Source organism: Streptomyces sp. NPDC001787, from assembly GCF_040297465.1.
In the GTDB taxonomy this organism is placed as follows: Bacteria; Actinomycetota; Actinomycetes; order Streptomycetales; family Streptomycetaceae; genus Streptomyces.
This window is the reverse complement of record NZ_JBEOZE010000034.1, coordinates 20062-33105: the sequence shown is the minus strand read 5'-3', so window position 1 is coordinate 33105 and position 13044 is coordinate 20062. Positions and strand designations below refer to the sequence as shown.

Below are 13044 nucleotides of genomic sequence, written 5' to 3'. Positions count from 1 at the left end.
CTCCTCCCCCAGGCCGATCAGACCGCGCAGGAGCAGAAACGCCCTGGTGAGCGGGGTCACACCGGTCCCCCGGAATGGGGTGCACCGAGCCGCGGGTTGTACGGTAGGAAAAACTCAACGCTTGTACAGTTTTTTGGAGCGTCACATGTCCGCCATCACCACTCCCCATACCGACCCCGCCCCTCAACGGGGCCGCCATCTCGGGCTGGCCCTGCTCGTCATCGCCTCGGCGCAGCTCATGGTGGTGCTGGACGGCACCATCACCAACATCGCCCTGCCCAGCCTCAAGGCCGACCTCGGCATCTCCGCGTCCGGCCTGGCGTGGGTGGTCAACTCCTACGTCCTCGCGTTCGGCGGCCTGCTGCTCCTGGGCGGGCGGGCCGGAGACCTCTTCGGCCGGCGTCGGATGTTCCGCGTGGGCATAGCCGTCTTCACCCTCGCCTCGCTCCTGGGCGGCTTCGCGGGCAGCTCCGAGATCCTCATCTCGGCCCGTGTTCTGCAGGGCGTGGGCGCGGCCATCGCGGCACCCACCGCGCTCTCCCTCATCGCCACGACGTTTCCGGAGGGCCCGCCCAGGAACAAGGCCATGGGTGTGTACGCGGGCATGTCCGGCATCGGGGCCACCATCGGGCTGTTGCTCGGTGGCGTGCTGACCGAGTACCTCGACTGGCGCTGGGTATTCTTCGTGAACGTCCCGATCGGCGTCGGCGTCCTGCTCGGCACCAGGATCCTCGCGGACGGCGGCAGGGCCAGGGGCAAGCTCGACATACCTGGCGCGGTCACCGGAACCGCCGGTCTGGTCTCGCTCGTCTACGCGATCACCCGTGGGGGAGAGCATGGATGGACGGACACCGGAACGCTCGCGTTCTTCGGCGCGGCCGTCGCCCTGCTGGTCGTCTTCGTCGGTCTGCAGACCAGGGTGAGCGCCCCGATGCTGCCGCTGCGCCTGCTGAAGGACCGCAACCGTGCGGGCTCGTACGCCACCATGCTCTTCATCGGCGCGGGCATGTTCTCGATGTTCTACTTCCTGTCGCTCTACATGCAGCAGGTACTGGGCTACACCCCGCTCAAGACGGGCCTCGCCTACATTCCGTTCAGCATCGGTATGGCCGCTGCCACAGGTGCCGGATCGAAGCTGGTCGCACGGTTCGCCCCCAGGACGCTCACCGTGCCGGGCCTCGTACTCGCCGGCGCGGGCATGCTGTGGCTGAGCCGGCTCACCCCGGACTCCTCCTACCTCACCGATCTGATGCCGGCGATGTTCATCACCGCGGCCGGTCTGGGCACGGGGTTCCTCCCCATGACGCTCGGTGCGGTGTCCGGCGTCGCGCACCAGGACACGGGTATCGCGTCCGCGTTGCTGAACACCGCACAGCAGATCGGCGGAGCCCTCGGTCTCGCCATCCTGTCCACCGTCTCCACGACCACCGCCGACGATCGGCTCGCGAACGCCGACGGCGCCTTCTACCAGGGCCTGGCCACCAAGGACTCCGCTCTCCTGGACCGCGCCGCGAGCGCCCTGACCGATGGCTATACGGCCGCCCTGGCCGGCGGAGCGATCCTGATGGCCGCGGCACTGGTCGTCGTCGGTGTCGCCGTGAACGCGCGGCGTCCGCAGCACGCCGACACCGCCGACCCGGCGACGACCGGCTGAACCCGTTTCCCACGTACGATCACTCCCGGCCGCCGCAGGAGAGGAAGCTGACATGCCGGACACGGAGCGCAAGGGCGAACGGACCCGTAGACACATCTTGGAGGCTTCCCGAGCGGTCTTCGCCCGCCACGGCTACGAGCGCGCCACGATCCGTGCCATCGCCGCCGAAGCCGACTGCGACAAGTCGTCCGTCATCCAGTACTTCGGCACCAAGAAGCAGTTGTTCCGCGCGGCGGTCGACTGGCAGGTCAACTTCGACGCACTCGCCACCGACGACCCGGAGCGTCAGGGCGAGCAGTACCTGCGCGGCATGCTCGGCGACTTCGAGAACGATCCCGACGGGCCCATGATCGCGTTGCTTCGGTCCGCGATGACCAGTGACGACGCGGCCCAACTGCTCCGCGAGAAGGTGACGGAGGGGTCGATCACCCCGCTGGCCACCGCCCTGCACGGGCCGGACGCACGACTGCGTGCGGCGTTGGTGGGGGCGGTGCTGTTCGGTATCACCGTGCAACGGGAGATGCTGCGGATGCCCGATCTCGCGGCTGCGGATCTGGACGACCTGCTGAGGCTGTCCACCCCTCTTCTCCAGCAGTTGCTGACCACACCGGACGACGCCCCCCGACCTGCCGACGGCCGGTGACAGGGGCCGAGGCAGCACAGCGTGAGGCCCCGGGCGACAACACCCGGGGCCTCTCGCCATCCAGCGAAGAGAAGTGCACGTCTCGGGAGCGCGTGCCCGGCAGCACCGTCCGCGTGGCGGCCGGCAGACGGACCGTCGGCCCTATGGCCGTCACCCGTACGCGGCGCGAGGGCACCGAGCCCGGCCCGGACCGAGGGCGAACCCGAAGCGCTCACCGCGACTTCGCCCGTACCGTCCGGAACCGGCAGTCCTCGACACGGCCGCGGATCACCCCCAGCCGATGCCCACACACTCCTCGGCGACCCATCCGTCCCTGCCGTTGACCTTCACCGTCATCCAACCGTTCCCGCCACCGCAGGAGGAGTAGCTCTGACCGCTCGTCACCGTGTCCTTGTCGACGCCGCAGGGCAACTTTCCGCCCTTCGCCATCGTCCCGATGGTGGTGTACCGGGTTCCAGGACCGCTACGCACGTTGAGAGCATCACCTGACACGTTCTTGATGTAGCAGCCGGCAGCCGCGACAGCCGGAGCACCGGTTCCCGCCTCAGCAGCGTTCACCGGAGAAACAGCCGCCATCAGCAGTGCGGCCACGGACGTACAGCCAACCGTTACGGCCTGTATGGACAAACGCATCTGAATCTCTTTTCATCAAGATCAATTACAGCGCCGAGGCTACGTCCGCAGACATGGTTACAGAAGATCATTTCTGGCCACAACCAAGGAAAACGGCCACGACGACCGCCGCTCCCCCGTCAACGGCGGAGGCAGCGCCGCTGCGACCGCCGCGAACTCGGCGAGCGGACCGGTGCCCGGGCCCGGGGCGGGGGTTCACCCCGGGTCCATCATCGAGGGCCGCCCGTCCCAGGCCAGTACCGCCGCATGCGCCGCGTTGGTCCCGGCCCGTGGCGGGGGCGGGCTGATGGTCCACTCCCTGGCCAAGTCGAGGAACTCGTCGCCCAGATCGGCGAACAACGGAGGAGTCACCTCCCGCCGCATGGCGCGCCACAGGGTCCAGGCCGCGTGGCTGGAGGCGTGCATCGCCGCAGTGGCCATCGGATCCAGCTCGCGCCCACCGCGCCGCCGCAGGGCATCCAGCCGCGCCACCACCGCCAGCAGCTCCGTGTACGTCTGCTCATACCCCTGCCTCTGGTCATCCACCGCATACTCCCAGCCGTCCAACGGCCGCCACGCGACCCGGTCACCACCAGCCTCACACGCCCGCGCGACCCCCGCCGGGAGGCACTCCGAACGATGGAGACCAGCACACCGGAGAGCCAGGAAGCAGCATCTGACCAGCCACTACCGAACCGCGGGCCGATCCCGGGCCCCGGCGCGCATTCCGTGACGCGCGCACCACGAGTGACGGCCGGCATCCGGCCGACACGGGCGGCAGCGAACCGGGCCCCAGGCCGCCGCCCCCCGGCATGACGGTCTGTCCGCATTCCTTCATTCCCGCGTACCGCGCACCCGCCGGACACTCCCCGTGCCCGGGGCGACGGATGCGCCTTGCAAGATCGCCTCAGCCTGCGGAGCCGTGCCACTCGGCCGTGGCATCGATGTTGGCGTCGGCCTGGCGGGCGGCCTCGGCCGGGTCGTGGCCGCACAGGGCGGCCATCAGGTCCTCGTGCCCGGCGGGGTCCGCTCCGTCGAACCCGGGCAGCTCCCAGAATGCGGACATCGAGGTGCGCAGCGGTTCGGCGAGGTTGCTGTAGAGCTCGGCCAGCAGCGCGTTGCCCGAAGCGTCGACGACACGGGTGTGGAACTCCCAGTCCGCGGTGACCCATCCTTCGAAGTCCCTGGCCGCCCAGGCTTCGGCGCGGCGCTCCAGCGCGGCGGTCAGGGCGGCCAGGTCCTCGTCGGTGGCGCGGGTGGCGGCGAGCCGGGCGGCCTTGCCTTCCAGGGCGGCGCGGACTTCGAGGAGTTCGGTGGAGGCCCGGTCCGCGTAGAGGCGCTGGACCGCGCCGGAGAGCTCGCTGGCCGCCCGCACGTAGGTGCCGTCGCCCTGGCGGACTTCCAGGAGGCCCGCGTGGGCGAGCGCACGCACGGCTTCGCGGAGGGTTCCACGGGCGACCTGGAGCCGGCGCATCAGCTCGGGTTCCGGCGGGATCCGGGTACCTACGGGCCATTCGCCGGCCGTGATCTGCCGGCGGAGCGTGTCGAGCACCTCGGCGGACAGCGTCGGGCGGCGTACCGGTTCCAGGGCCATGAGGCCAGCATACATTGGATGATTTGACCTTCAAACGTCAGACGTTTTACGTTTGCTCCATGACTGAGACCACCCTCACTCCCAGCAGGCCCGTTGGCCGCACCCGTGCCGCCTGGCTCGCCGGAGCGGGCGTGGTGCTCATCGCGCTCAACCTCCGTCTCGGCATCAGCAGCGCCTCGGCACTGCTCGACGCCCTGCGGACCGACCTCGGCTTCGGCTCGGCAGCCGGTGCCGCACTGCCCGCCCTGCCGACCCTGAGCTTCGCCGCCGCCGGCTTCTTCACCGGCCGCGTCGTCGGCCGGCTCGGGGCCGAGCGGACCGTGCTGCTCGCGCTCGCGGCACTCACGGCCGGGCTCGCCCTCCGGGGCATCCCCGCCACCTGGGCGCTGCTCGGCGGAACCGTCGTCGCCATGTCCGGCCTCGCACTGTGCAACGTCCTGCTGCCCACCCTGCTCCGGGCCCACTTCCCGGCCAAGGTCGCCCTGCTCACCGGCGTGTACACGACCGTGATGGCGCTCGGTTCCACGCTGGGCGCGGCCGCGGCCGTACCCCTGGCCGCGTGGGCGGGCTCGCCCTCCCTGGGGCTGGCCGGATGGGCGCTGCCCGCGCTGCTCGCCACGCTGGTCTGGGCGTTCGTACGGGGCCCCGCGGCTCGATCCGTGTCGGCCGCGGATCCACGCGGGACATACGTATCGCCGTGGGCGATGGCGCGCACCCGGCTCGGGGCGCTGGTGACCGCGTACTTCGCGCTCCAGGCGCTGAACTGTTACGCCATCATCGGCTGGCTGCCCACGATGCTGTCCGAGCAGGGCATGTCGGGCGGCGGCGCGGGCGCCGTGCTCGCGGTCTCCCAGGCCGTCGGGATTCCGGCGACCTTCCTGGTGCTCGCCTTCGCACGCGCGCCGGGCCGGCTGCGGCCCGCCTTCATGACGATCTCGGCGGCCATGCTCGCCGGATTCACCGGGCTCCTCGTCGCTCCGGTGGCCCTGCCGGTCGTATGGGCGGTGCTGGTCGGGCTGGGACTGTGTTCCTTCCCCCTGGTGCTGGCGGTGATCGGCAGCAGCGGCAGCAGCCCCGCCGAGACCACCGCCCTGTCCAGCCTGTCCCAGTCCCTCGGCTACCTGGTCGCCGCACTCGGACCCTTCGCCGTCGGCCTGCTGCACAGCGCCTCGGGTGGCTGGGCCATGCCGATGGCCGCGCTGCTCGTGACGGCGGCAGCGCAGCTCGTCATCGGGATGGCGCTCTCCGCCCGCCGGCGCTGACCCGGTCAACCCGGGGAGCAGTGCTCGCGTGCGGGGAGGGACTGTCCGGGCTCACGCGTCCGCGGAGAGTCAGGGACGGACGGGGCACCGTCCGACGGGTGTCCGGATTCGCTCAGAACCACTCATTCCCGGGAGAGGAGAGCATCGGACAGGCCGAGGTGGTGGCGGAGGGCCTGTCGGCCGACGGCTGTGACGGCCACGGCGCGCGTGGTGCCGATGGGAGTGATCCAGCCTGCGTCGAACGCATGGCGGCACAGGGCGGCGCCGACGGCCCCGGCCAGGTGTGGACGGCGCTCGGTCCAGTCCAGGCACGAGCGCACCGACGGTCGGCGCGTGCCCGTCGGGACAGTGACGCCGAGCTCGTCGAGCCAGGCCGCCCCGGCGCCGGTGAGTCCGAGTCCGTGATCGAGGTCCAGCAGCCGTCCCTCGGTCATGGCATCGGTGATCGCGACCCCGACGGTCCCGGCAAGGTGGTCGTAGCAGGTACGGGCATGGGCGAGGGCCTGCCGGCGGCCGGCCGCCGACAGGGAACGGGGTGCCGGGGCGCGGTCGGGTGCCAGGGCGGCGAGGCTCTCGATCAGCTCGGCCACGTGCGGACCGGCCAGACGCACGTAGCGGTGACGGCCCTGCCGTTCCTCGGCGAGCAGGTTTCCGCGCACGAGCGCGTGCAAGTGCTCGGTCGCGGTCGAGGGTGCCACCCCCGCGTGGCGCGCCAGTTCCGTTGCCGTCCATGCCCTGCCGTCGAGCAGGGCCAGACAGAAGGCCGCCCGTGTGCCATCGGCCAGCAGCCTGGCCACGGAGGCCAGATCGGGGCCGGCCGCGTGTGCGGGCCGTGTGTTCATACGGTCCATTGTCGCCCCGTGACACTTCGGCCCCGGCCGAAACGACCCGTACCTAGGCTGCCCACCATGCACACAACACCTACCAGCGCTCTGCCCGCAGGGACCGTCGTCACCCACCTGGAGATCGAGCCGAGCATCCTGTACTTCGGGACGCCGGTGGTGCTCCTGTCGACGGAGAATCAGGACGGCTCGTTCAACCTGGCCCCGATATCCTCCGCATGGGCACTCGGACGGACGGTGGTGGTCGGACTGGGCCACGACGGGCAGACCGCGCACAACCTCGGCAGTCGGCCCGATCTGGTGATCAACCTGCCGGCCCCCGCCCAGTGGCCGGCGGTGGAGCGACTGGCACCACTGACCGGCCGGAATCCAGTGCCATCGACCAAGGCCGAGGGCTGCCGCTTCGAGCCGGACAAGTTCGCCGCAGCCGGCCTGACCGGCGAACCGTCCCACCTGGTCCGGCCGCCTCGCGTCGCCGAATGCCCGATCCAGCTGGAAGCCCGCGCGGAGCGGGTGCAGCTGGACGTCTCCGGAGAATTCGTCATCGTCGAGGCCGTCGTACACAAGGTCCACGCCGACTCCCGCATCGTCGTTCCCGGCACCGACCACATCGACCCCGCCGCTTGGAGTCCTCTCATCTACAACTTCCGCCACTACTTCGGGCTCGGTCCGGAACGCGGCCATTCCTACCGCACCCGGACACCCCGCGGCCCCGGGGGTCCTGCCGCAGAGCAGGCGCTCGCCGGCATAGCGCCCAGGTGAGTTCGGGCGGGCCGGGTGACCGGGCAGGTGCCCACCCACTCGGCCGGCCGTCGTCGATGTCGTCGACCCGTCGGCGCCCGGTCAGGAGCTGCCGCGCAGCGCCTTCCTGTCGATCTTCCCGAGGGCGGTCTGCGGCAGTTCGGCGCACAGACGCACCCGTTTGGGCGCCCAGACGGCGCCTTTGACATCGCGTACGTGGGCGGCCAGTTCGGTGGGAGTGGCGTGGAAACCGGAGCGCAGGACAACGGCGGCGACGACCGCTTCGCCCCATTGGGGATCGGGTTCTCCGTAGACGGCACAGTGGGCGACGGCAGGGTGGCCCGTGAGGGCGTCTTCGACTTCACGGGGGTAGACATTGAATCCACCAGTGATGATGGTGTCCTTGATGCGGTCGACGATGGTCAGAAGGCCCGTGGAGTCCGCTCGCGCGATGTCTCCCGTGTGCAGCCAGCCGTCCTGGAGCGCGGCGCGGGTCTGGTCCGGCTTGTTCCAGTAACCGTCCATGACCAGGGGGCCCCGTACGCACAGCTCGCCCGGCTCCCCGGTGGCGACCGGATGGCCTGCGGGATCGATCAGGACGATCTCGTTTCCCGGCATCGGCCGTCCGCAGCTGGTGAGCACGGCCGGGTCGTCGCTGAGGTGTTCGCCGGGGTCCAGGACCGTCAGCGCGTTGGGTGCTTCGGCCTGCCCGTAGTGCTGGCTGAGGATCGGGCCGAATCGGTCTCTGGCCTGGACCAGGCGGGCCCGATCGATGGGGGCGGCGCCGTAGAGGATCCATCGAAGGCCCGACAGATCGGCGCCGGTGGTCCGGGGGTGGTCGAGGAGCGTGTAGAGCATGGTCGGCACGAGGAACGTGGTGTTCACGCCGCCTTCCTCGATCGCGTCGATGACTCTGCCGGGGTCGAATCCCGGATGGATGACGAAAGTCGCGCCGCGCAGAAGTCCGGGTGCCACGAGAAGACCAGCCGCGTGAGACATGGGAGTGGTGATGAGGAAGGTCGTCCTCTCCGGCCAGGCCCACGTGGTGCAGGCCCACGCGTTCGCTGTCAGGGAGCGGTCACCGAGCACTACGCCCTTGGGCTCGCCGGTGGTGCCGCCGGTGTAGAAGAGGTAGCAGGCTTCCGCGAGAGGGTCCGCCGCCGCGGGGGGTGTGCGTCCGGCGAGATCGGAGAGGGCGGAGAGGGAAACGACCTCGGTCATGGCGCGGGCCTCGGCGGCGCGGTCGGCGAACCGGTCCTCGTCGACGATGAGAAGTCCGGCGCCGCTGTCACGCAGCACGTAGGCATCGTTCTCACTGTTTCCGAGCGGGTGCAGGGCCGCGAAACGGATGCCCGCCAGACAGGCGGCTGCCATGACGACGAAGGCTTCGGGTCTGGGGCCGGTGAGCAGCGCGACCGCGCTTCCGGGTGCCGGCCGGAGGCGGGCGAGGGCCGTGGCGGTCCGCTCGATCATGTCCGCGGTGGCCCGGTAGGTCAGTGATCGCTCTCGGCCGTTGTCCGACCAGCGGAATGCCAGGTGGTCGGGGCGGCGCCGGAGTGCGGTCAGGATCAGCCGGGCGTAGCCTGGGGCGCTGTGAAGTGGGTCCTGTGGCGTGGGCAGGGGCGCGTTCATCGGATTGCTCCCAGGATGGTGACTGCGGCGACGGCTTCCTCGATGCCGTAAAGGCCGCCGCCGTTCTCCGCGACGGCGACTCGTGCTCCGGCGACCTGCCGGGCACCGGCCTCGCCACGTAGCTGGCCGACGAGTTCGTACATCTGCGCGAGGCCGGTGGCGGAGACGGGGTGTCCGCGGGACACCAGGCCGCCGGAGGGGTTGACCGGGAGTGCGCCGCCGAGCGCGCCGGCTCCCGAGAGAGACCAGGGGCCGCCGTCGCCGATGGCGCAGAAGCCGAGATTCTCGACTTGCTGGATCTCTCCGAAGGCCGTGGCGTCGTGCACCTCGGCGACATCGATGTCGGCCGGGGTGATGCCCGCCTGTTCATAGGCGGCGAGTGCCGCTCTGCGGCCGATGTGTTCCTCCGGCTGCTCGGCGGTGCGGTCGCTGCCGGAGACGAGGGCGGTGGCCAGGACCCGTACAGCCCGGTCGTACCCGGCGCGGGTGCCGGCGGCCCCGGCGCGCATGACCACGACCGCTGCGGCGCCGTCACTGACCGGCGAGCACATGGGAACCGTCAGGGGCCATGCCACCTCGCGCGCGGCGAGGATCTCCTCAGGGGTCAGCGACTTGCGGTAGTGGGCGCGGGGGTTGTGCACCGAGTGGGCGTGGTTCTTGGCGGCGACGAAGGCGAGCTGCTCGCGGGTGGTGGCGAACTTCCGCATGTGGGCGCGGGCCAGTGACGCGTAGATGTCCATGAACACCGATCGGCCGGCACCGTCGTCGTCGTCCGCGGCCGTGGCGCCGGACAGGTTTCGGAGCCCGGCGAGGGTCTCTTCGCGGTGCTGTACGTCCATGGCCCCGTCGAAGACGGCCAGCCCGCGCGCCGGGTCGGCGCACACGAGTTTGTCGACGCCGACGGCGAGTGCGGCATCGGACAGGCCCGCGCGTACGTGGGAGACCGCCAGCCACAGGGCGGTGGCGCCGCCCGCGCAGGCGTTCTCGACGTTGACGAGCGGAGCGTGCGTGAGGCCCAGGGGGCGCAGCGACACCTGGCCGGGGATCATGTGCTGGCCGTCGAGGGCCTTCTGGCTGACATTGGCGTAGAAGACCGCCCCGATCTCGTCGCGGGAGACCTGTCCGTCGGCGAGCGCTTCGGTCACCGCCTGTCGGGCCAGGCCGGAGGCGGTACGGTCGGGGTGCCGGCCGAACGGGGTCGAGCCGACGCCCAGAATGACGACGTCGTCGGCGGCGGTTGGGCGGGCGGGCGCGCTCATGTCGCGATGACCTTGTTGCGCAGGACGCCGATGCCGGACACTTCCAGTTCGACGGTGTCGCCGGGCTGGAGGAACCTGCCGTGCTCCAAGCCGCAGCCGGTGGGTACGGTGCCCGAGCACAGCACCTCGCCCGGATACAGGCGTGTGCTGGTGGATGTGAAGGCGATCATGTCGGCGAAGGTGTGGTCCATGTCCGCGCTGGTGCCGCGGCTGACTTCGACACCGTTGATCCGCGCGGTCATCAGCAGCTGATACGGGTCACCCAGTTCGTCAGCGGTGACGATCCACGGGCCGAGCACGTTCGCGTCGGTGAAGTCCTTGCTCTTGCTCAGTCCGAGACCGGTGGAGATCTCCTCCCGTTGGGTGTCACGGGCGGTGAAGTCGTTGAAGATGGTGTAGCCGAAGATGTGGGACCCCGCCGCTTCACGGGTGATGTCCATGCCGCCGCGGCCGAGCACGCAGGCGAACTCCAGTTCGTAGTCGATCACCGAGGAGTAGGGCGGCCAGCGCACCTCGGCTTCGTGTCCGGCTACCGCCAGTCGGTTCGCGACGTAGTACAGAGGACGTTCCTGCTGAATGGGCGGCAGTTCGACGCGCTCGACCGGCACACCCTCCAGACGCGCGCGGGCGTTGCGGAAATGGTCCATGAACCCGCCGAAGTCCCGTATCTGCGGGGGGCGGGGCAGCGGGGACCGCCACACCACGTCGTCGAACCGCACGACGGCCTCCTCCGGCGGATCGGCGACGATACGGTCGGCCGCGGCGCGGGCCGCGGCCCCGCCCTCAATGATCGCCAGCACCGACTCCAGCGCCGGCTCGGGCTCGGGTGACAGGATGCGGGCTGCGCGGTCGAGCAGGATGACGCGGCGCTCTTCTTCGAGTACCACCGCGGCGTGCTCGCCCGTGTCATGGATGACAGTGGCCAGTTTCATCACAAACTCCTCGGGGGGATCAGCAGGTCACACGAACGCGACGACGCGAGCGGGGGCCGCGCTGGCGCGGGCGATTTTCAGAGGGAAGAACGCGACCCGGAAACCGGTCGGGGGGAGCGCGGCCAGGTTGGCCAGTTGCTGGACGATGAACACTTCCCGCTCCTGGCCCGCGCGGTGCCCGTCCCACAGCACCGCGTTGTCGCCAGTGGCCCGGAACGCCGCGGCCATGACGGGGAAGGGCAGGTCCCAGCCCGCGGCGTCGGATCCGAGCACCTTCGCGCCCAGTCCGGCCAGGAACAGGGTCCCCTCCCGGCTCATTCCCGGATACTGGAAGAACTCCGCGTCCTGCAGCCCGAACTCTTCCTGGCCCGTGCGCAGCAGCACCGCTCCGTTCCGCGGCACCGCTCCGCCGATCTCGTCGACGGCGTCCTGGAGCGCCGATACCGGGATCGCGGTATTCGCCGTGCATCGGCCACGAAGGTCCAGCACGACCGCCTCGCACCACAGCTCCTGGAGCGCGATGTCGGTAATGGTGCGTGCCGGGCGGCCCTCGCAGGTCGATCCGTAGTGCAGGGGCGCGTCCACGTGCGTGCCCAGGTGCGAGCTGAAACCGTTCAGGACCTCCGAGCCCCACCCCTCGCCACCCGGCAGATCCTCCACCCCGCACGCCATCGCCGCGGCGAACTCCTGGCGGCCCGCGCCGGCCGGGTGGGCGTAGGTGATGTCGGGCGCCAGGACCCTTCCCAACGCACGCATTTCCGGAGGCAGCCGCTCAAGGTCCTCCGGGTCCAGAGTCCTCGTGAGATCGATGAGGTCCACGACGGAACCACCTTTCTATGTTGGACGTCCAACATAGAACCGAGTGGCCGAACCCGCAAGAGGAGCAGTCGCTACTCTCCGCTACCACCCGTGCCCTCTGTTGATTCCAGGGCCGCGTCGTAGATCGCCTCCACCACATGGACCGCGCCCTCGCGGTCCACCGAGGCCGGGTCGAGCCGGTGCTGGATGTTGATGCCCAGGGTGGTGCCGAGCATGGCGACGGCCAGGGCATCGGCGTCGAACATCGCGGTCAGCTCCGGAGTCACCGAACGCAGGTAGTCGGAGTACACGCCCCGAAGGGCGACGTACTGCCGCGCATAGGTCTCCCCGACCTCGGACTCCCTGGTGACCGCTTCCAGGAGCAGCGTGGAAAAGATCCGGGCCTCCGGGCGCGACATCAGCGCGTGGTTCGCCCGCATCAACGCCGCGGCACCACGCGGTTCGGCCTCAAGCCGCTGCACCAGGAACTCCGTACCGCGGCGGAAAGCCTCCTCCACCACGGCCACCAGCAACCCGTCCTTCGAACCGAAGTGCCAGGCCACGGACCCCCGGCTGATACCGGAACGTACGGCCACCGCCTGAATCGACATGGCCGCCGCGCCCCCGTCCGCGACGAGTTCGCATGCCGCCTCCATCAACCGCCTGCGGGTCTCCTCCGAGATCTCCTGCTTGCGTGACACCATCACTGCCCTCTCACCGTGTGACACCTGCGCGCGAGCTCGTGCCCGGCGCGCGTCCACGAACCGGACGCACAGCCGAACAGTACGGAATCCCGCCTCGGCCCCTGTCACGGCGACGGCCCCTGGCGACCGGGCGACGCCGGCGCCGGTTTCCGCCACCACCCGGTGGCCGAACAGCTCCAGGAGCACATCCGGGCGGGAGCCCCCGCGAGGGCGCCACCCAGGAGGAGGCGTACGGCCGGGAAACGGAGGACATGGCGGGCCGCGAGGGCGCGCGAGGAGTCGATCGCCGACGCCGGACGAGGAGCCGGCCGGTAGCCGTGTGAGGACCGGTGTCGCGGGCCGCGCGCCCGCTCCGCCGCCCGCGCGTCCGT

Annotated in this window: 13 protein-coding genes; 4 read left to right on the top strand and 9 right to left on the bottom strand. The window is 70.5% G+C overall.

From position 1 onward, the window contains the following. The first annotated feature begins 145 nt into the window (after window positions 1-145). The gene (locus ABT170_RS33270; protein ID WP_351873641.1) at window positions 146-1654 is read left to right on the top strand and encodes an MFS transporter; all 1509 of its coding nucleotides are present in this window, start codon (window positions 146-148) and stop codon (window positions 1652-1654) included. 52 nt (window positions 1655-1706) lie between these two features. Next, window positions 1707-2297, top strand: a complete 591-nt coding sequence (locus ABT170_RS33265) for a TetR/AcrR family transcriptional regulator (RefSeq protein WP_351873638.1) — start codon at window positions 1707-1709, stop codon at window positions 2295-2297. A 267-nt stretch (window positions 2298-2564) separates the two neighbouring features. Here ABT170_RS33265 and ABT170_RS33260 read toward each other — a convergent pair whose 3' ends face one another. The 3 genes from ABT170_RS33260 to ABT170_RS33250 form a co-directional block, all read right to left on the bottom strand. Continuing rightward, entirely contained in the window at window positions 2565-2888 is a 324-nt protein-coding gene (locus tag ABT170_RS33260) for an SH3 domain-containing protein (protein WP_329941844.1), read from the bottom strand. Window positions 2889-3125: 237 nt separating this feature from the next. Beyond that, window positions 3126-3455 carry a hypothetical protein gene (locus ABT170_RS33255; RefSeq protein ID WP_266927016.1) on the bottom strand — a complete coding sequence of 110 codons (330 nt, stop codon included), beginning with the start codon at window positions 3453-3455 and terminating at the stop codon, window positions 3126-3128. Between the two features lie 361 nt (window positions 3456-3816). After that, window positions 3817-4503 carry a FadR/GntR family transcriptional regulator gene (locus tag ABT170_RS33250; RefSeq protein ID WP_351873634.1) on the bottom strand — a complete coding sequence of 229 codons (687 nt, stop codon included), beginning with the start codon at window positions 4501-4503 and terminating at the stop codon, window positions 3817-3819. A 59-nt stretch (window positions 4504-4562) separates the two neighbouring features. On the opposite strand from ABT170_RS33250, the gene ABT170_RS33245 reads away from it, so the two are divergent. Next, window positions 4563-5765 carry an MFS transporter gene (locus ABT170_RS33245; protein ID WP_351873631.1) on the top strand — a complete coding sequence of 401 codons (1203 nt, stop codon included), beginning with the start codon at window positions 4563-4565 and terminating at the stop codon, window positions 5763-5765. A gap of 122 nt (window positions 5766-5887) precedes the next feature. On the opposite strand, the gene ABT170_RS33240 is transcribed toward ABT170_RS33245, so the two are convergent. Next, window positions 5888-6607, bottom strand: coding sequence for an ArsR/SmtB family transcription factor (locus tag ABT170_RS33240; RefSeq protein WP_443034248.1), 720 nt, complete (start codon window positions 6605-6607; stop codon window positions 5888-5890). A 66-nt stretch (window positions 6608-6673) separates the two neighbouring features. On the opposite strand from ABT170_RS33240, the gene ABT170_RS33235 reads away from it, so the two are divergent. Then, the gene (locus ABT170_RS33235) at window positions 6674-7369 is read left to right on the top strand and encodes a flavin reductase family protein (RefSeq protein WP_351873628.1); all 696 of its coding nucleotides are present in this window, start codon (window positions 6674-6676) and stop codon (window positions 7367-7369) included. 81 nt (window positions 7370-7450) lie between these two features. Here ABT170_RS33235 and ABT170_RS33230 read toward each other — a convergent pair whose 3' ends face one another. From ABT170_RS33230 to ABT170_RS33210, 5 genes are all read right to left on the bottom strand, one after another. Beyond that, the gene (locus ABT170_RS33230) at window positions 7451-8980 is read right to left on the bottom strand and encodes an AMP-binding protein (protein WP_329941839.1); all 1530 of its coding nucleotides are present in this window, start codon (window positions 8978-8980) and stop codon (window positions 7451-7453) included. Then, window positions 8977-10239: a thiolase family protein gene (locus ABT170_RS33225; protein ID WP_351873625.1), complete on the bottom strand. Its 1263-nt coding sequence runs from the start codon at window positions 10237-10239 to the stop codon at window positions 8977-8979. Before ABT170_RS33225 ends, ABT170_RS33230 begins: the two co-directional genes overlap by 4 nt. Beyond that, complete coding sequence (locus ABT170_RS33220; protein ID WP_351873622.1) at window positions 10236-11171, bottom strand: fumarylacetoacetate hydrolase family protein; 936 nt, start codon at window positions 11169-11171, stop codon at window positions 10236-10238. Before ABT170_RS33220 ends, ABT170_RS33225 begins: the two co-directional genes overlap by 4 nt. A gap of 27 nt (window positions 11172-11198) precedes the next feature. Further along, the gene (locus ABT170_RS33215; protein ID WP_329941836.1) at window positions 11199-11990 is read right to left on the bottom strand and encodes a cyclase family protein; all 792 of its coding nucleotides are present in this window, start codon (window positions 11988-11990) and stop codon (window positions 11199-11201) included. Window positions 11991-12061: 71 nt separating this feature from the next. After that, window positions 12062-12673 carry a TetR/AcrR family transcriptional regulator gene (locus tag ABT170_RS33210; protein ID WP_329941835.1) on the bottom strand — a complete coding sequence of 204 codons (612 nt, stop codon included), beginning with the start codon at window positions 12671-12673 and terminating at the stop codon, window positions 12062-12064. Between the last annotated feature and the right edge of the window lie 371 nt (window positions 12674-13044).